The sequence below is a fragment of the Arthrobacter sp. 35W genome, assembly GCF_000482545.1.
Lineage (GTDB): Bacteria > Actinomycetota > Actinomycetes > Actinomycetales > Micrococcaceae > Specibacter.
Genome location: NZ_KI519455.1, coordinates 149,131 through 166,744, shown reverse-complemented (window position 1 = coordinate 166,744; position 17,614 = coordinate 149,131). Strand labels below are relative to the sequence as shown.

Genomic DNA, 17,614 nt, shown 5'->3' with positions numbered 1-17,614 from the left:
CGGGCTGCCCATGTGGCCGCTCACCCTGGAGTGCGGCGATCTGCTGCTGCGCCCCATCAGGCACCGTGACAAGGCGGCCTGGACAGAGGTCCGCGGCCGCAACGCGGAATGGCTGGCCCCCTGGGAGGCCAGCAATCCCAGCCCTGGTGGGGGGCTGCCCACCTTTGGTGGCATGGTCAGGGCGCTGAATACGCAGGCCCGGGCGGCCACGGCACTGCCGTTCATTATTGCCGAGCGGGTGCCCACCCAGGCCAAACCGCGCCTGGTGGGCCAGTTGACGGTCTCCTCCATTGTCTGGGGTTCCGCCATGATGGCGACCCTGGGCTATTGGGTGGACAAGGACCGTGCCGGCCGTGGCATTGCACCGACCGCCGTCGCCATGGCCACGGACCACTGCTTCGGCACCCTGGGACTGCACAGGATGGAAATCAACATCCGTCCGGAGAACGCTCCCAGTCTGCGGGTGGTGGAAAAACTGGGCTTCCGGTACGAGGGGCTGCGCCCGCGCTACCTCCACATCAACGGAGCCTGGGCCGACCATGAGAGCTTCGCACTGACGGCCGAGGAGGTCCCCGGCGGTCTGCTGGAGAGGTGGCTTCGCAGCCGCTGAGGCAATTCCACGGTGTACCTCGCGACACACCGCAACTAATGCCCGGTGCGGCATGAATCACCTCTAGGGTTGGACTGTGGACGCACCCCTGAACTCATCAGTGATCTTGCTGGTTGCTGTTGCCCTCTGGCTGATTTGGGTGGTGCCCTCCGCCCTGCGCCGGCGCCGTGATCAGCTGGTGGACGGGGGTGTAGCGTCCATTGCAACACCCGCGGTAGGCTTGCCAACCGCACCGGCTCCGCGCGTGCACAGCGCGGTGGCCATGGAGTCAACGCAGTCGCAGGAGACATTGATGGAAACCAGCACCTCCTCCGCCCCCGGCACCCCGGGTTCTGCAGCGCCGTCGGAGCAGCTGCGCCCAGCGCCGCTGAAGATCCGCTATGGCCGCTCCGCGCTGGCTCTGGTGGGTGTGCTGGCCCTCTTTGCCGCCGCCGTGGCAGGCGTCCTCAGCCTGGTTGGCGTGGTGTCCGTCCTGGTTCCGCTGGGCTCCTTCGTGTTGTTCGCCGGCTCCATCTTTGTCCTTCGCTCCCTCGCAGTCAGGGACCGCCGCCGCAGGTTGTCCGCTGCCTTCCGTGACGCCATGGGGACCATGACGGCGGCGCGTCCGGCCCCTTTCTCCTCGACCGCCCCCGCGGCCCGGCCGGCGTCGACGGTCTTTGACGGTGCCGACGGCGTGGCCGACCCGGCGCCGGCACCCGCCGAGAAGCCGCTCACCGCCGCAGAACTGCGCAACGCCGCCCTCGCCGTTGCTGCCAAGGGCACTGCCGACGCCAAGCTGGCGCACACCGAGACCGTCGCCTGGGAACCCATCGAGATTCCGGTTCCCGCCTACGTGGCCGCCGCCAAGGCCGACCGCGCCGCGCCGGCCCCGTTGGAACTTCCCGAAGGCCCCAAGGCCGCCGCCACCACGTCGATCAAGGCCGATCTGGCCGGTGTCGGTGCCGGTGCCGACGACCCCACTGCGCGGAAGATGGTGGTCGCCTCGACCTCCGCCCCGGCAGCTGCGACGCCGGCCGCCGCAACCACCAAGGCCCGCCCAACCCACAGCCTGAGCAACCTCGACGACGTGCTCCAGCGCCGCCGGGCATAGGCCCACCCGCTTCCCCTCCCACTCCCGGAAGGTATCCCGATGGTGCTGATCGCCGTCGCCGGAGGAACCGGCACCGCAGGCCGCGCAGTGGTGGCCGAATGCCTCGCCCGCGGACTGTCGGTGCGGGTGCTGAGCCGCCACATCCCCGCCCCTTCGGCGCCGGCGTTCGTGCCCGGTGCCGCCTATGCCAGGGCCGATGCGTCCTCGGGCGAGGGGCTGGCCCAGGCCCTGGACGGTGTGGACTTTCTCATTGAAACCCTTGATGCCCGCTCCGGTGCCGCGCTGAAGGGACTGCCGGCAGCCAGCGCATCGCTGCTGCGTGCCGCGGATGCGGCAGGCGTCAAGCGGGCGGTGCTGCTGTCCATCGTCCATGCCGAGGAATGCGCCATGTCCTACTACGGTGCGCAGGCGCAGCGGGCGGCACTGTACCGCCAGGCACCGCTGCCCACCGCCGTCGTCCTCGCCACCCAGTTCCACAATCTCGTGGCGGGCATCTTCGCCGCCGGGGCTAGGGTGGGGCTGATCCCCGTGTTCCGTGGCGTCTCCTTCCAGCCCATTGCCACGGCGGATGTGGCCAGGGTGCTGGTGGATGCGGCGTTGTCCGACGCCGGCCCACACCACGCCATCGTGGCCGGCGGCCCGGCCGTCCACAGCATGAAAGAGCTGGCGCTGGCGTGGAAGGCGGCCACCGGGCGCCGGGGACTGATTCTCCCGCTCCCACTGCCGGGCTCCTTTGGCAGGTTCCTGCGCGCGGGCCGGAACCTGGTTCCCGGAAGTGCCGTCGGCACCGTGGGGTTTGCCGAGTGGGTGGCGCAGCCGCGCTGACGGGTTGGGCCCTGGCTGTGTTCGCACTGGCCCTGTTCGCGCGGGCGCGCCGTTTGGACAACGGAAACTCCCACGCTATAACCTAATGAGACCGGCGACACAGTCGCCGCGGGGCTATGGCGCAGTTGGTAGCGCGCTTCGTTCGCATCGAAGAGGTCAGGGGTTCGAATCCCCTTAGCTCCACCATAGATGTCTTAGTCGAACCATCGACCGAAAAAAGACGAACCATTTGAATACCATCTGACGCCTCCGCAATGCGGGGGCGTCTTTTGATTGGTGCTGGGGTCGTTTCATCGCCCAGATCGGCACGAGTGGCCGCCCAAGCGGTTTCTGCGGCGTAGAGTCCGGCGAACGGTTCGGCCAGATCCGTGGTCACGTCACCGATTTCATCAACGTAAATCTTCTCGAAAAAGGACTGGTTCATTAGGCGGCGGACAGGGTCGGTTGCCGAATAGTAGAGTCCGGATGGATCTTCAATGAGACCGAGCGCCTTGTTTAGCACTGCCCCGCCGACGGTTAGTTCGGCCGAGATGTTAGCCAGTGAGTCTTGGGCCTTCCTCTTCTGGGTGTGGATCTCGTGGAGCTTCATGCGAATTTTGTGCTGCGGAAGCATTCCGTCAGCGGCGAGATCTATCAGGCGTTCTTCTTTCACCTCAAGTTCCTTGAGCTGTCTGGTGACTTTTGCGTCAATGTCGCGGACACTGCCCTGTTCGTCGGCGAGTGCCTGATCAATCCGATCGTGAATATCTGCAAGGAAGTTGGTAGGCAAATTGAGTGACTTGTAGTGAATTTCAAGAGCTTCTTCAATGCGGTACACGGGTAGATACGGAAGGTCACAAGTTCCCTCTTTTCGCTGCCGGCAGACGTAGTACTGGTACGTTCCACCGCGCCCGATGGCTTCGGTGAAGATCATGCGGCTCGTCTGGCCCCGGTCATGGCACCGTCGGCAAAACAGCATGCCCTTGGCGAAATGGTGATGAACGCGGTCGCGCTGGCCACGGCGGCTTCGCAGATCCATAACCTCCTGCACTTGCTCAAAGAGCTCTTGGCCGATGATCGGGTCGTGCCGCCCGGGGAAGATGTCGCCCTTGTAGGTGACATAGCCGCAGTAGTACGGGTCTTTGAGCATCTGGTGGAGCTTGCTTTGCGCTATTGGCTTTTCCGGCGCACGTGCCGATGCCCGTGAAGTGAGCCCCATGTCGCCCATCACGGCTTCGAGCCGTTCGAGAGTGTAGTCGCCCGTAGCGTAAAGATCCCAGGCCTTGAGAATGAGGGGTGCGCGCTTCACGTCAAGTTCGACGGTGTTGACTTGTCGCCCGTCGATATCCTTTCGAACGTTGAGGTAGCCCAGTTTGGCTCGGCCGATCGTGCCGCCGTTGACCGCCTTGTTGCGCATCTTGATCCGGATGTCTTCGCCGCTGAGCTGGTTTTGTACCTGGTTCATGATGTCAGTGACGGCTTCCATGGCTTCTGCGTAGGTACCTTCGCCGAAGTCTTCCCGCGCGGACAGGAGCCGGACGCCTAGCTTGTCGAGATGTCGTTTGGTGATGGCCGCATCGACGAAGTTACGGAACGCACGGGATCTAGCATAGACGATGACGTAGTCGACATCGCGGTTGTCCTGCAGGTAGCTCAGCATGGACTGAAAGACGGGGCGCTTCTCAATTGTCTGAGCCGAAACGCCCGGCTCGACAAACTCCTGGGCAATTTCCGCACCAAGCGCTCCGGCTTTCTGCTCACAGATATCGTGGTTGGGTCCCCGCGTAGGAGTCCAGTGTTTGTGTGAGTTTCGTGTCCGAGAATGGACACAGGAGGAAATTCACGAATCATGGCACGCAGACACACCCCCGAGCAGGTCATCGCCAAAGTCCGGCAGGGCCAGAAAATGCTCAATGACGGACGCCCGATGGTCGAGGTCATCAAGGAGCTCCAGGTCACCGAGGCAACCTGGTACCGCTGGCTGAACCAGTACGGGTCCGAGAAGAACGCCGAGGCGTCCAAACGGACCAAGGAGCTGGAGAAGGAGAACGCCCGGCTCAAGCGGCTGCTGGCGGAAAAGGAGCTCGCCATCGACATCCTGAACGAGGTGGCCAAGGGAAAATTCTGAGCCCCGAACCCCGCCGCCGTGCCGTCCGCATGGCGGTGGAGAAGTTCGGGGCGTCCGAACGCTTCGCCTGCGCTCTTCTGGGCCAGAACCGCTCTGCCTTCCGGAAGAAGAAACCGGACATGGGTTTCGAGGAGATGCAGCTGCGGGCGGAGCTCCGGGCCGTGGCCGTGAAGCACCCGGCGTGGGGCTGGCGGAAGGCCCGCTGGCACCTGCTCGCGCAGCCTGCGTGGGACGGTGTGGCGCTGAACCGGAAGCGGATCCGCCGGCTCTGGCGCGACGAAGGGCTGACCTGCAAGCCGAAGGCGCGGAAGAAGCGGCGCACCGGGCCCGGCGCCGGGGAGCAGAAGCGCCTCACAGCGCAGTACCCGATGCACGTGGTCAGCTTCGATTTCCAGTCGGATGTGACCTCCTGCGGCCGGCATATCCGGTTCTTCAACGTCATCGACGAATACACCCGCACCGCGCTGGCGATCATCCCGCGCAGGTCGTTCAAGGCCGCCGACGTGGTCGCGGTGCTGGAGAACATCATCGCCGAAACCGGCACGGCACCTGCCTACGTCCGGTGTGACAACGGGCCTGAATTCACCGCCGCGGCATTGATCGAGTGGTGCAACACCGTCGGCGTCGACACGGCATTCATCGACCCTGGATCACCTTGGCAGAACGGCTTCATCGAATCCTTCAACGCCCAATTCAGAAGGGAACAACTCACCGGCGAGATCATGGACACCATGGCCGAAGCAAAGTATTTGGCCGCCGAATGGAAAGCTATCTACAATCATGAACGGCCCCACGGATCCCTGGACGGCATGACGCCCTACCGGTACTGGGAAACCTGGACGCAAGAGAACCAATTAGCTATCGCATAGACGCTGGACTGCTAACGGGGGCCCAACCAATCGCGCTGGGTGGCGATGGAGTTGCCGTCTTTATCGATGTCGATGGCCGTCTCGGTCTGTTTCTTGCTGGAAACGCGCAGGTAGAGAACGGCCTTTCGCGGGCGCATAGCCTCGATGTCGTCGATAGTCATGATCAAACTCCTTGTATCGGGGTGAGGTTGTTCATGCGGTATTGCCATGAACGTGAGAATGGGGTGCTGGTTGGTTGGCAGCGTGGAGCTGGTTCAGCGATGCCCGTCTGGCGGAGCCGGACGACAATGGCGACTTCGGACACCTGGAAATGGTTGGCCAGGTCGGATGGCTTCTGCATGCCGCCGTAGTAGGCGCGTTTGAGCAGCAGCTTTGGGACGAGCAGGCACCCGGCGAAGTAGTCGGCCGCGTGCTCGGCTTGCTCGGCGGCCGTCAGATCTTTTGAACCCAAGTAGAGCCCGTCGGCCCGGTTGTGGTCGATGATGTGCTTGTATTCGTGCGCGAGGGTGAATCGCTGGCGACGGTAGTGTTCGTGCCGGTTGAGCTGGATGATCCAGGCGTTGCCGTTCCAGAAGCTGGCTCCGGAGACGGGCACCTCGACGAGTTCAATCTCTATCTTGGGAAGCTCGGCGATGAACTCGACCGGGATAGGGCCGGCGTCGATATGGTGCAGCTGGAGCAGGCGGATGGCTTGGTGTTCGGCGACTTGTTTTGCCTCGGCGAGCGAGTGAACGTCGCGGTTTGGGATGAGAGATCGGAGAGTGGACAGGACGCTTCGATCAAATGGAGTTGGGTTGACTTGGTTGGTCATGGCTTTCTCCTTTCTCTGAGAAATAGGTGGGTTACTCGTCCTCGCCTGGCGCGGGGCCGGTGGTGACGTCGATGCCGTGGCGAGCGGCGACGTCGCGGAAGTGTTCTTCGATTTCACGAACGGCGCCTTCTGGCATGTCTTTGAATTTGGTGCGCAGGTAGGGCTGCAATGTGGGGAGGTCTGATCCACGCAGGACGCGGGATTCAGCCAGGAGATTGGTCAGCGGGATCTGGAGCACGTCGGCGATCGAGCGCAGATTGTCCATGCGGGGGCTGGTGATTTGCCCGAGTTCTAACCTGGTGATGGTTCCCTTGGCGACGTCCGCACGCCGGGCGACTTCGCTGGCGGACAGGCCGAGTTCTTGGCGTCGTTCCCGGATGGCGTCCGCCAGTTGTTGTATGTCGTGGTCTTGCATTTCGTTGATCTCCAATTTCTGTTTGTAGTATGGGCCGATCGTTCATTTCGTTCAACGATTTAAGCGAATTCCACAACAGAAATTTCGTCAAGGCAGGAAGTACTGCCTTATTCTTCGGATATTGTCAGATGCGGCTGTTGAATACGTAGATGCCCGAGCCAGACTCGACGCTGTAGATCTCACCATTCAGGCGCATATCTTCAGCCATGACCTCGGCGTCGATCTTGACGTATCGCTGGAGCGATTCCGGCAAGAACTTTTCGACCTCGTCACGCCATCCCAGGTCATCGATGATCTGTTCGGCATAGGCTGCCAGATTCTCGTATTCGCCCAGATAGGCCTCGTCGAAGTGGTGCCAGTCTTCGGGATCGAGGCCGGTGTAGTCGACCCAGACGGCGAAGGCTTCACCGTGCTGCTCGATGCCTTCGGCCAGGGCGGCGACGTCTTCGATGCGTTCGTACTCACTGAGTCGTTTGTTGCCGAAGCCCTCGTAGTCGTGGATCGCCCATTCCTCCGGTGCCGGCTCTGTGGATCGGGCCAGGATGGCGGTGATCCTCTCGTAGATGGCCTCGGCTCCGATGGTGGCGTCAATCCAATCACCGAGCAGCCGGCCGTTGTTGTAGTCGGCCAGCGACGCGACGTAGATACATGGTGTGGTGCGTTGGTTCTGGCGTTCCGGGTCTGTCCCGGGTAGGTGTTCGTGGTTCATGAGTTGCCTCCTTTCGCTTACGTGGTGTATTTTTCCGGCAGGAGCAGCGGAGGGAGTTCGATCGAACTCCACTCACGCTGACTCCTGCCGGTAGTTGGCTCGAACTAGCGTCCACGCGCTGTGCGGGGCTTCATCTCTGCCTGGTCAGTGCCGAACAGGCTGGCGATGGCCTCGCGGCGGGCTGCCGCCTCACGTTCGATCTCTGCCATGGCAGATTCGGCCTGGGAGACCAGATCGGTGTTCTCCTTGACGAGCGCAATGTGCGCCGCCAAAGCCTGCCGGATCTCTGCGGTGATGGTGCTGCTGCGCAGCTGCGCGATGAGCGTCAGCTGGGTGTGGATGTCCGGTTCGAGCCGGACGGCCAGCGTTTTCACGCTGTCCGGGGTGTGACGGTCAGTGCCGTCAACCGGTGGTGTCGTCATGACAACTCCTCGGTGCTTGCGGTCGGCGAGGTTTCGGGATGAAACCTGACTCACCGAGCCGCATGACACCGACGAGTTATCGCGGGTTCAGCCTGTGGGTGATGCACTGGCGGATTCGATGCGGGCGACGGCTTCACGGGCGAAGTCCGGGTTGATTTCCACCCCTATCCATTGCCGGTGCAGCCGTTCGGCGACAACGGCCGTGGTGCCCGAGCCCATAAATGGGTCAAGGACAATGCCGGGCTCCGTGCCGTCGCGGTGCCCGCAGGTTGGTGCGAGAGCGAGTCGGGTGGCCGTTTCGCCAAGCCGTCGAATGGCACGGGTATGCGGCTTACGGCACGTGATGCAGCGGGTTTCGGGGGTCCCGGCCTGGATGCAACGGCTGGCCAACGGTTCGGGAAAGGTGGCGTGGTGGCTGCCCTTTCCTGCTGACGTCGAAATTGTCCAGACGTCGCCCGGGTTTTTGCCCAGCGGGTGCCCGACCATGCCCCGCGCCTTCATGGTCGCCAAGCCAGTCGTGGAATCCGCGTTCGGGCCACGCCAGGGCTCTGCGGCTGGTCGGCGAGACCGGCGCCCGGGTGGTGCTCCCGGTTTGGAGACGTGGGGAACACGGATATTGTCCAGATCGAAGAAGTAGCGGGGCTGTTTGGCAAAGAGGTAGATCACCTCATGGGTGGCTGTGAGCCGGTCGCGGACGCTGGTTGGCATGGGGTTTGGCTTGGCCCAGATGATCTTGTTGCGCAGAATCCAGCCGTCGTCCTGCAACAGCCGGACGAGCCGTTCCGGTGCCAGTGCCAGGCTTTTGGGCGGGGCACCCTGGCGGGCATGGGTAGTGTAGGTGTCGCCCAGATTGAGCCAAAACGTGCCGGTTGGCACAAGGACGCGGCGGACTTCGCGGCACACCTCACGGAGGGTGGCCGCCCAGGTATCGACGGACTCTTCCAACCCGAGCTGGCCGGGAGCGTCGTAGTCGCGCAGCCGGAAATACGGTGGGCTGGTCAGGCACATGTCGATCGATTCATTCGGCAAGCTGCGCAGTGTTTTCAGTGCGTCGCCAATGTGGAGTTTGCCAGTCATATTAGTCATGGCGCAGCCCCTGCACAATGTCCATGGCGGTATCCTGAACTGCCTGAATCCGGTACAGGCCGGCGTTGAGACGGCTATTCCGTTCGAGGGAGTCTTGGAGCGACTTTCGGCGCCGCTGGGCGGTGGTTTCGCGGTAGGCGTCCATGGCCCAAATGACCTGGGGGAAACCGCCGAACTGGCGTTGTTCAATACCGGTGCTGCGGTAGTCCTCGTACATCAGGGCCTTCCCGAGCAGCGTGGGCAGGCTTTCGTGCCCGAGGTCGACCTCGATGAAGAATACGCTGACTTCCTCGTCGCCGGTGGAAGCTGCCAGTTCGACGTAGAGGTCGGGGCGCAGCACTTGGGCGACCCCGTAGTTGTCTGCGTAGGTGCGGGTGGCAGCGTGTTCGGGATCGAGTTTGACCACCTCAGCCCCGTGGGCCATAGCGGTTTCAAGGATCCCTACAGCCATGTCCGCGATCGCCAGCGTGTGGTCGAGGAAGCGGGCTGATGGCTCGTCAAACCGCTTGCGTGCCCGGGCCGACGTTACGCCGCGTTGAAGGCGGTCGCCCGCCGTATCCACGTAGTAGACCAGGCCCTCGGAGCCAGCTCGGATGCCGCCGATCCGGCGGTCCAAGACGCCCAGGATTCGGAGTGTGCGCAGCCGAGCCAGGACGCGGCGACAGGTTCGAGCGGCAGAGGTTGCCGACGCATGATCCGTGAAGTGCAGCGCCTGGAGGTGTCTGGCGGTCAGGAATCGGTAGCGGTCGACGGATGCCAAGATAGCCTGGTCGCGTTCGCTGAGGTGAGACTGGATCTCCCGCAGTCGTCGGCTGCTGATGCGTGGTCCGGCGTGTGCTCCGGTGTCCGTCAGGGCACCGGTATTCGTCGCCCCTGTTGTCCCCTTTTCGCCGCTGACCTGCATGAATGCCGGTGGGTGGCTCGACGCGGCCGGGTAGCCGGTCGGAAGGGTCGTTTTGTCGTTCATGATGTGCTCCTGCGGCGGCGCCCGCCCGAGTCTGGTTGATCCTGGGGGAGTTCCAGGATGCCGAGAAGTCCTTGTTCAATGGCGTCGGTGGCCTGGCCGTAATGGAGGCGGCTGCGGGCTTGAATGTCGGGCACGTTGGCCGTCGCCTTCGGCGTCGTGAGGGTCCTGCCCGATGCCCAGTCGGTGACGGTTCCCTGGTTGACGAGCTGCACATAGACATGACGAGCCGGCAGTGAGGTGAAGTCCTCGGGGTCGAGCCCTGGAGCCATGGCGGCGGCTGCGCGGGCGTCCTTGGCCGCCAGCTGGAAGAAGATGCGGGAGCGGCAGTTCGCTTCGAAGGCCGAGCGCATCGCCATCGGTAACTGGTCGAGGTACTGATGGGCCACGTGGAAGGCGGCACCCAAGCTTCGCGAGGTAGCCAATGCATCGCCGATATCTGTAGGTAGACGTAGGTAGTCCTGCACCTCATCGAGGTAGACCATGACCGTGTCACGGTCTTTCGGGTCGATGGCGGCACGTTCCTGAATGGCCTGCCAGAGTTCAGCGACGACGAGCGCACCGAGCAGTTCGGCGGCTTCCGGCCCGAGCACGCCTTTTTGAAGCGGTACCAGCAGAATCTTCCGTTCGGTCAGGACTTGCCGGATGTTGAACCGGGGGTTGCGCTGGGCCAGGACGTGGCGCAGGTGCGAATCCAATAACGGGCGCAGCTTGTTCATCAGTGGAGCCGTCACCTGGGCGCTGGCCTCCGGCGAGAGCTGGTCGAACCAGCGCCAGAATGGTCCGGCCGAAAACGGGTCGCTGCGGGCAATGTGCTGTGTGACCGAGCGGCGGAAGCCGGGGTTGGTCAGCAGCACCGGCAGCATGGCCAGGCTGGCGTCACCGCGGCTGGCCAAAGCCAATAGGCAGTGCCGCAGTATGTCCGACGAGCGTGGCCCCAACCCGTCCGCCCCGTAGAGCGCTTTGAAGGTGCCGAAGAGCTGGTCGGCGACCAGTGCCGGTGACCGCCCGTGGAGATCGAGTGGATTGATGCCGACCGGGGCGCTGTCCAGAGGATCGACCAGCACAATGTCATCCCGGCGCGATGCCGGTACGACGGCCAGGACATCGCGAATCAGGTCCTTCGGCTCGACCACGACCAAAGCCCGTCCGGCCAGCATGTCACCGTAAATCAGGTTCAACAGCAGCGAACTCTTGCCGACGCCGGTCGGCCCCAGCAGCCAGAGGTGACGCCGGCTGTCATCAGCCGTGATCCCGAGTGTGGCGTCGGTGGCACCTGGCGCCGTGGCCTGGGCAACCACCCGGTGCTTATCCCCGGTAGTGAACGAGGGACGGATCGGGCGCGGATGGATCGGCGGCAACCCGGGATACGGGGTATCGACAGCGCCAACCGGCCAGCCGCTGAGCAAGCCAACCTCTGCGACAGACAGCCGTTGCGCCGCGGTGAGGAATGCCCACTCCGAGGCGGGAGCGTTCAGTTTCTGCACCTTTTCCCGGTGTTCGCGCAGCCGCAGGCCAGGCGTCAGCAGCGTCCCGAATGAGCCAACGACACGTTTGATCAGGGTTGCACAGCGGGCTTCGTCGGTGGCGGTGACGCCGATGCGGATGACAGCGGCGAACCCATGGTCGGACTGTTTGAGCTGGATTTGCTTGGCGACCGGCGGGCGGCGTTCTGGCTGGATGCCGGTCAATGCCAAGGAGGCAATTCCCTGGTCTGCCCGTGGCAGTCGTCCAGGTAGCAACTGGGGTGCCAGTCGTGGACCGAGCACGATTTGCACGACCACCAGTTCCTTGCCGCGCAGTCCAGCGAGACTGGCCAGAATGGACCGGGTGCTGCCCTCGTTGTCGTGTGACTCGAGCGGCCGGATCGGCTGATTGATGGTCAGGCGGCGGGCGACGGTTGCATGGCTGCGTCCGTTAACGTCGGCAGCAACGATGGCGCCAGGCACCATCTGCTCAATGTCGCGGCGGAGGGCGGTTTCGTGACGGCGCTGGGACCCAACCAGAAAGCGGATGCCGTTCTTGGTGGCTCGGGCCTCCAGAATGATCTGGGGAGCGTGGAGCTGGGCGGCCCATTGGCGGAGCAGGTTCAGCGTACGCGTCGCGTCCAAGGGGTGCGGCCAGTAGATCTCCTGCCAGATGATCTGACTTAGTAGGGATTCCTGGCTAGTCATGACGATCTCCCCTTGGGCGCCGATTCGTCTCGTGCTGGCGCTGCGCGTCGCGTTCGGCTTCGGCCTGAGCCATGGCGATGACGGCCCGGCTGAGCTTGCGCAGGTCCGGCTTGTCGCGTTGGACCCCATAGACCAGGATGTGGCGCTCCTGGCGCGGACGGGTGGCGCGGCGGCGGCGTGGTTGTTTGTGTGTAGGCATGGTGATTCCCCTCCTTTCAATTGGTGTTGTGGTTGGCGATGCAGACGATCGTTCAACGTATTGAACGTGGTCTGTGGGCTAGTATGCGTTCAATTGGTTGAACGATCAACCACTTTGGCGCAAACCACAACACCGACTGGAAGAGCTCAGTTGCCGCAGTGCGGCGATGGATTTAGTACTTGTTGCGGCGGTACTGGATGAAGACCCAGACCGCCCAGATGATCGCGCCGATGCCGACGCAGACGACCAGGAATGGCAGGATCGACTGCAGCACCTGAGTGGCGCAGTACAGGGCGATGACGGCCAGTAGGATCGACATGCAGGCACCGATAGCCCGATCGAACCACGACTTCGGGCTCGGATCGCCGATCACTTCTGGCGCTCCATCTCCAGGTAGAGGCCCGTGTCGAGGCCGTGCCGGACACAGTCCAGGGCGAATTGCAGCTGATCGCTGACGAACTGCTTGGTCACCGCGTAGTACAGCACCTGCCCGACCGCGTCCGCCTGAAACAGGTGCCACTCCAGGTCGTTATGGCTGAAGCCGGTCCGCTCGAAGCGGTGCATCTGCCAGCGAGCCAGCTCGAACTCGTCTGGAGACGAGAAGGTCAGGCCCTGTTCGACGTGAGCGACGTCGTGGACGTAGCGGTAGGCCATATTGACCTCCGGTGAGCCGAAGACCACGCTGCCGCTGTTTTCGTTGGACACGGGCAGCGGGCGGCCATCCTCCTGGGAGTCCGTGAAGGCTGCACACAGGTCGGTGTACTTGTCCGGAGCATCGGCGGCCGGCTCCCAGCCGAAGTGCAGCCGGTGTTCAATCTTGTGGGCTTCGTCCAGGATGTAGTCACTGAGCCGCTTCTGGGCGGTGGCGAGTTCGGACGATGTGAAGGTTTCGGGCATGACAATTAACCCCTCTCTGGAGGCATGGTGGATAAGGAGAGTGAGAGCGGCGGCTCTCAGGTGTGTTCCGCTAGCGGCGGTGGCGACGCATCTCCCGCAGCGCCTGGCGGTAGGACACATCGAGACGGGCGACCGTTTCGTCAGCTTCCTGCTTGATGCGGGTCATCTGGTCCCGGTGGGACGGCGTTCGGTCGTTCCAGAAGTCGGCGACGACCATGTACGCGGCGAAGATGGCAGCAACACTGGCCACCAGGGTGAGCACCCAGATCAATGTCACCATCGCTACCGCAGCACCTTCGGCCAGGTCTCAAGCGCCGTCAACGCCATGGCCGACATCTGCTGCGAAACCAGGCGCAGATGGCGCGCCGTGGCCGGTGAGTCAGCATTAACCGTCATTGCAACGGCATCGAGTTCGTCCACCAGGGACGCCACACGGCCGATGAATAGGCGCACCGCCGCCTCGTGCTGCAGAACCTCAGGTTCCGGCTGCTGCCGGGACATGAACGGATTGGCAAATTCATGCTTCATCGGAATGTCCTTTACCGCTGGAACCGGCGGACTTCCAGCGCCGCATATTCGGCGAAGGAGTCGGCGATGTAGTTCAGGCGTTCCGCCGTGCGCGGGTCGCCATCGGACTGGAACTGGGCCTCGCGGCTGAGCATGGCCGAGAGTTGCATGCCCGTGGCGGCCACGTAGCCGGCTGCCTGGACACGAGCGGCGGTCACGAGACCGTTGGCAATCTCGGTGTTCTGCCGCCGTTGGAGTCCCTTGCCCTCGGTGCGGGAGAATCCGCCGGGGGCGGAATACGGGGAGGTGTCGCCTCCGGGGCGACGGATAAGGTCAGACATGGTCTGGGTCCAATCTGTTGAATGTGGAGCGGCATCTCCGCTGTGGCGATACCGGAACGGGATTTCCGTCTACATCAATTCAAGTTGTTGGGCTGTCGCACTTGCTGGGGCCAAACTGGGCATTTTGGTGGCAAAATCTGGGCATGCCGGAATCCAAACTGCAGCAGTTGCTCATTGCAGAGCTCAAGGTGGTGCGACGCCACGGCCTGCACCGGCTAGACGACTGCGTCAATCAGATTCCCGCACTTGTTCGTTTGGCTGAAGAGACCATGGGGGGCGGACAGCCAAGCGACGTTGAACGCATGCTCCGTGCGGTCTACGCGCAGCGCTCGGAGGGCGCCCAGGGAACCGCTATCGGGCTTCTATTGGGGTTAGAGCTCGGTAGGCGCGGAGCATCGCCGACTGTACTTCGGAAAGTTGCTGCCGAACGCCTTGGATACCACTCTGTCGACACCTTCCGAAAGAAGCCGGAATCCACCGCGCTCGCCACTTTTGCCGCACTCATTGAGAGCTATGCCGTCGAGATCCACCATCGCCCCGAGCCCGAGGGGCAGAAGATCGAGCAAATCATGAGACTGATCGAAAAGCTTTCAATTGTGGAGTACGGCGAACTCGTGAGGCGGTTACGGCACTGGATGACACACATTGCTGATCCGGAATAGGGCAACTGAAACAGGGATGAACGATGATGCCGTGAAGGAACAGCGGTGCGTCGGCAACGGCCGAAATAAGCATGCAAATCCGGTCGTGGGAAGTGTCTCTCCTGCAACGCGCCGATCGACAAAGTAACGCAAGTCACTGAACTGTGGTTCGGCAGACGGACATCCCAGATCAACGATGGGGCGAAGTTCTGCAAAAGTCACTAGCTGAGTGCAAGCGTACGAGGCACTCGGAACTGTATGATGGCGGCATCGAGTCTCCGGAGGAGTAGCTGCAATGGATGATCGTTCAAGCCCGCGATTTTGGGTACACATCCGAAACCACGCAACGCTCTATCGACGCCTCTTCTTCTTATGTGCGTGCTTCTTTGCTGTCGCCGGATCGCTTTCAATGTTCTCGTCTCCTGCTTATGAAATTCGGATATCCTTTGAGTGGATTGTCATATTATGGATTCTATTTTCAGCCGCACTGCTCATTCGGTTGCTTCTATCGGAATACATATTTAGTCTTTTGAGCAAAAGTATTCCTGCTCTTAAAAGGCATCCCAAGGAATTAATATTTGAGCCCGAGCCGGATTTGATCAAGCTGGCCGAATATTACATGGGGGTTTTCTTTTCCTCAAAACATTCGCACTCACTAGTGGAGACACTCACTCTTTTGCTTGACCCACCATCACGAACCTCACGAGTGTCACAGAAGTTCAAGATTTTGAATGAAAGATATTCAATAAAAATATCAAGAACAATCTACACAGGCCGACAGGCTCTTCTGATTCCGCTCATTCGTGTACAAAAAGGCAAGATAGTCGGTGATCTGCGTCTTACGATCGACGAAAAGCGAACGCGAACCTTGACCTTTGATGAGTGCAAGGGATTTCAAATAGCGGCCCTCTATGTCGCATACGATGCGGTATTTCCTGTTGCTAAAGATGATGAGCTACTAAACAGATGCTGTAGAGCCATCGTGGGACATTTATCTCCTGCGGGGGATAAATTCTTGAAGTTACGTTCAGATCTTCAGGAAGCCATCAAATCATCCGATGCATCTCAACAGGAAAGAGAAGCGCTCCTTCGCTTTGTGTCTGAGGCATCTCTATATGAATACATTTTGGCCGCCATTGAGCCGAACTCAACCAACGATATAAGTCGAGTGACAATCGAATATGACGGCGAGTACAACGAAGGGGTTACGGGTCCTACTAATAGATTTCGAGCCTTGGTTGGCTTAGGAAAGCGGAAATTCACATTTGAACTCCCTTGTGCGGCGGAATCAAAGAGCTTTCATCTTCAAGTTGAAGGTCCAGAAAATACATACGTATACGACGTTTATCCTATATGGGGATACAGCGACACAATCAAAAACGAGGCAGTTGATCCAACTCGCGGAAGATTTAGAAGCAAGCTAATAGCGCGATCACGCCTAGTGGGCGATCAACATGCTCATGTCTACATGCGTGATTTGGATGGTGGCCCAGCTATCAACCTTGAATCAAAAGACAGTTCGGTCGAGGCGGCCAGCATTCCGCGTGTATTTCTTGAGTATCGGGAGCATCCTCCAGGACTACTCGGTCCGATATCCGTTGTCGCGCTCTGGCTCGTTGTCCTGACTTGGACGGTTGGTTACTTTCATAACGAGGTTTTTCGTGTCCAAAGCCCTGGCCTGATGCAAGGATACCAAGGTTGGGCACCTGTAATCTTTGGCGTTCCGGCCATAGTGACGGGCTGGATTCTTTCGCGGGCGGATGCGAAGACGCTACGAAGCATCTCTATATCTACTTATTTGGCCTTATGCTTATTAGCTGTTAATTCTGCCATGCTTGTTTCAATCGCGGCTTTGAAGGTTTCAGGTGTTGAACCTGTTCGTTTTGAATGGAGTTTTATCAAAATTGAACACGGATCATGGAGTCTAATGATGGCTTCGACGGCACTTAGTTTCGCAATATGTTTTGGCATGTTTCTTTCGCGCTCAACGCGCTACGCGTCAACTATCAATGAAAGGGCTTGACTAGATTGCCATCTTATGCAAAAATCACAAACAGTATGAGTTCTGACTATCACATTCCGATTGAAAAAATTGAATCATTTGATTTGGATAAATTCAAGAAGAATTCAGATAGTGAAGAGCTCGGGCCGCACGATCGTATGATCAAGCTACTTGGGCGTGCGCTCGGCAATTCCGTCGCTATAGTTGGTGCGGACGGTCCAAAAGTTGTCAATAACGTATCCATGACTCCGGAACAGCGGCTGGAATTCAAAAAGGGCCTGAGTGAATCAGAAGCACGGGTTCGTAATCGATTTGGGAAAGTGGCCTTAGAGAGCTTGTGAGTTATTGAGCTCTTCGTAATTAGATATGGCTGGCTCGAGTTTTCCTGGTACGGCCGGCGGCCTCCTGTACTGAGCAGATTGCGCAATCGGTAGTTCGAGAAGTTCCTGAAACCCCGGGTAATCCTGCGTGTCGTTTCGATGACGCCGGCGTGGCGTGGCCGGACAGGCGCAAGGGATTCTTTGAATGGTTAGCGACCAAGCAAACCTTCAAAAGAACCCCTGGCATGCTTAATGCTACGTGCTGTCCCGCTGTCCCGGCACGCGTTGGTGTCCACGTGTGGAGGCCCTCCTCGACGTGGACGACCTCCACATCCATCCCGCCAATAGCACCGCCCGCGAACAAGTCATCAGCTGGGCCACTGACGTAAGGGCCTGGTATGACACCTCTGCCTCTGCCCTGGCCCACCGGCGACGCATCTCCTGGCACGCGCTCTGGAAACCCGCCAAAGTGGTTTCTGGATTGCTGTATGTCACTCCCATAAGCCGTGTCCACTGACGACCATTTGTGTCACCAGAGATAGATAAGATCAGAGGACCGGTTGTCGACGGTGGGGCTGGTACTAGGCTTGGCGTACCTACTTAGTGACCGAGATGGCCATCTCAG

General features: G+C 60.8%; 23 protein-coding genes, 1 tRNA gene and 1 pseudogene. 10 read left to right on the top strand and 15 right to left on the bottom strand.

Translation table 11 applies throughout. The annotated features are described in order from the left end of the window. The first annotated feature begins 10 nt into the window (after positions 1-10). The 6 genes from K254_RS0112895 (at position 11) to K254_RS26185 (ending at position 3,711) form a co-directional block, all read left to right on the top strand. Positions 11-610 (top strand): GNAT family N-acetyltransferase, encoded by a 600-nt coding sequence (locus K254_RS0112895; RefSeq protein WP_442853056.1) that lies wholly within the window; start codon positions 11-13, stop codon positions 608-610. A 292-nt stretch (positions 611-902) separates the two neighbouring features. Next, positions 903-1,700, top strand: a complete 798-nt coding sequence (locus K254_RS23175) for a hypothetical protein (protein WP_231391865.1) — start codon at positions 903-905, stop codon at positions 1,698-1,700. A 39-nt stretch (positions 1,701-1,739) separates the two neighbouring features. Next, entirely contained in the window at positions 1,740-2,525 is a 786-nt protein-coding gene (locus K254_RS0112885) for an SDR family oxidoreductase (protein WP_026555708.1), read from the top strand. Positions 2,526-2,635: 110 nt separating this feature from the next. Continuing rightward, a tRNA-Ala gene (locus K254_RS0112880) sits at positions 2,636-2,711 on the top strand. Between the two features lie 361 nt (positions 2,712-3,072). Next, entirely contained in the window at positions 3,073-3,303 is a 231-nt protein-coding gene (locus tag K254_RS25745; RefSeq protein WP_155848577.1) for a hypothetical protein, read from the top strand. 156 nt (positions 3,304-3,459) lie between these two features. Continuing rightward, the gene (locus K254_RS26185) at positions 3,460-3,711 is read left to right on the top strand and encodes a hypothetical protein (protein WP_231391864.1); all 252 of its coding nucleotides are present in this window, start codon (positions 3,460-3,462) and stop codon (positions 3,709-3,711) included. On the opposite strand, the pseudogene K254_RS26475 reads toward K254_RS26185, so the two are convergent. Then, positions 3,595-4,233, bottom strand: a pseudogene (locus tag K254_RS26475) (recombinase family protein); the annotation flags it as partial. The gene K254_RS26185 and the pseudogene K254_RS26475 overlap by 117 nt on opposite strands. Before the next feature lie 120 nt (positions 4,234-4,353). Between K254_RS26475 and K254_RS0112850 the strand changes: the two are divergent. Continuing rightward, positions 4,354-5,501 (top strand): IS3 family transposase gene (locus K254_RS0112850; protein ID WP_155848397.1). Its coding sequence is split into 2 segments (ribosomal slippage): positions 4,354-4,627 and positions 4,627-5,501, totalling 1,149 coding nucleotides; the frame shifts between segments, so codons are not numbered across the junction. 11 nt (positions 5,502-5,512) lie between these two features. Here the strand turns inward: K254_RS0112850 and K254_RS25730 are convergent. The 14 genes from K254_RS25730 to K254_RS0112780 all read right to left on the bottom strand — a co-directional run bounded on the left by K254_RS25730 (position 5,513) and on the right by K254_RS0112780 (position 14,026). After that, entirely contained in the window at positions 5,513-5,662 is a 150-nt protein-coding gene (locus K254_RS25730; RefSeq protein WP_155848576.1) for a hypothetical protein, read from the bottom strand. 2 nt (positions 5,663-5,664) lie between these two features. Beyond that, entirely contained in the window at positions 5,665-6,312 is a 648-nt protein-coding gene (locus tag K254_RS23170; RefSeq protein ID WP_051389209.1) for an ImmA/IrrE family metallo-endopeptidase, read from the bottom strand. A 31-nt stretch (positions 6,313-6,343) separates the two neighbouring features. Continuing rightward, the gene (locus K254_RS0112835) at positions 6,344-6,742 is read right to left on the bottom strand and encodes a helix-turn-helix domain-containing protein (RefSeq protein ID WP_196810963.1); all 399 of its coding nucleotides are present in this window, start codon (positions 6,740-6,742) and stop codon (positions 6,344-6,346) included. Positions 6,743-6,851: 109 nt separating this feature from the next. Next, entirely contained in the window at positions 6,852-7,436 is a 585-nt protein-coding gene (locus K254_RS0112830; RefSeq protein WP_026555702.1) for an antirestriction protein ArdA, read from the bottom strand. A gap of 104 nt (positions 7,437-7,540) precedes the next feature. Continuing rightward, complete coding sequence (locus K254_RS23165) at positions 7,541-7,858, bottom strand: hypothetical protein (protein ID WP_051389208.1); 318 nt, start codon at positions 7,856-7,858, stop codon at positions 7,541-7,543. Positions 7,859-7,945: 87 nt separating this feature from the next. Then, positions 7,946-8,944: a DNA-methyltransferase gene (locus tag K254_RS0112820; RefSeq protein ID WP_035750176.1), complete on the bottom strand. Its 999-nt coding sequence runs from the start codon at positions 8,942-8,944 to the stop codon at positions 7,946-7,948. Beyond that, on the bottom strand, positions 8,937-9,911 hold the full coding sequence (locus K254_RS23160) for a replication-relaxation family protein (RefSeq protein WP_051389207.1): 975 nt from the start codon (positions 9,909-9,911) through the stop codon (positions 8,937-8,939). The genes K254_RS0112820 and K254_RS23160 overlap by 8 nt, the downstream gene beginning before the upstream one ends. Then, entirely contained in the window at positions 9,908-12,082 is a 2,175-nt protein-coding gene (locus K254_RS0112810) for a type IV secretory system conjugative DNA transfer family protein (protein WP_026555700.1), read from the bottom strand. Before K254_RS0112810 ends, K254_RS23160 begins: the two co-directional genes overlap by 4 nt. Beyond that, positions 12,075-12,281, bottom strand: a complete 207-nt coding sequence (locus K254_RS25725) for a hypothetical protein (RefSeq protein WP_035750175.1) — start codon at positions 12,279-12,281, stop codon at positions 12,075-12,077. The genes K254_RS0112810 and K254_RS25725 overlap by 8 nt, the downstream gene beginning before the upstream one ends. A 172-nt stretch (positions 12,282-12,453) precedes the next feature. Then, entirely contained in the window at positions 12,454-12,600 is a 147-nt protein-coding gene (locus tag K254_RS25950) for a hypothetical protein (protein ID WP_196810962.1), read from the bottom strand. Positions 12,601-12,650: 50 nt separating this feature from the next. After that, on the bottom strand, positions 12,651-13,178 hold the full coding sequence (locus K254_RS0112795) for a hypothetical protein (protein WP_051389206.1): 528 nt from the start codon (positions 13,176-13,178) through the stop codon (positions 12,651-12,653). A 70-nt stretch (positions 13,179-13,248) separates the two neighbouring features. Then, positions 13,249-13,458, bottom strand: a complete 210-nt coding sequence (locus K254_RS0112790) for a hypothetical protein (protein ID WP_026555697.1) — start codon at positions 13,456-13,458, stop codon at positions 13,249-13,251. 2 nt (positions 13,459-13,460) lie between these two features. After that, complete coding sequence (locus K254_RS0112785; protein ID WP_026555696.1) at positions 13,461-13,706, bottom strand: hypothetical protein; 246 nt, start codon at positions 13,704-13,706, stop codon at positions 13,461-13,463. 11 nt (positions 13,707-13,717) lie between these two features. Next, on the bottom strand, positions 13,718-14,026 hold the full coding sequence (locus tag K254_RS0112780) for a hypothetical protein (RefSeq protein ID WP_026555695.1): 309 nt from the start codon (positions 14,024-14,026) through the stop codon (positions 13,718-13,720). Between the two features lie 143 nt (positions 14,027-14,169). Here K254_RS0112780 and K254_RS0112775 point away from each other — a divergent pair, with 143 nt between their 5' ends. The 3 genes from K254_RS0112775 (at position 14,170) to K254_RS25715 (ending at position 17,010) form a co-directional block, all read left to right on the top strand. Then, entirely contained in the window at positions 14,170-14,688 is a 519-nt protein-coding gene (locus K254_RS0112775) for a hypothetical protein (protein ID WP_026555694.1), read from the top strand. Positions 14,689-14,962: 274 nt separating this feature from the next. Next, complete coding sequence (locus tag K254_RS25720) at positions 14,963-16,690, top strand: hypothetical protein (protein ID WP_155848575.1); 1,728 nt, start codon at positions 14,963-14,965, stop codon at positions 16,688-16,690. A 35-nt stretch (positions 16,691-16,725) separates the two neighbouring features. Continuing rightward, complete coding sequence (locus tag K254_RS25715) at positions 16,726-17,010, top strand: hypothetical protein (RefSeq protein WP_155848574.1); 285 nt, start codon at positions 16,726-16,728, stop codon at positions 17,008-17,010. Positions 17,011-17,614: the final 604 nt, after the last annotated feature.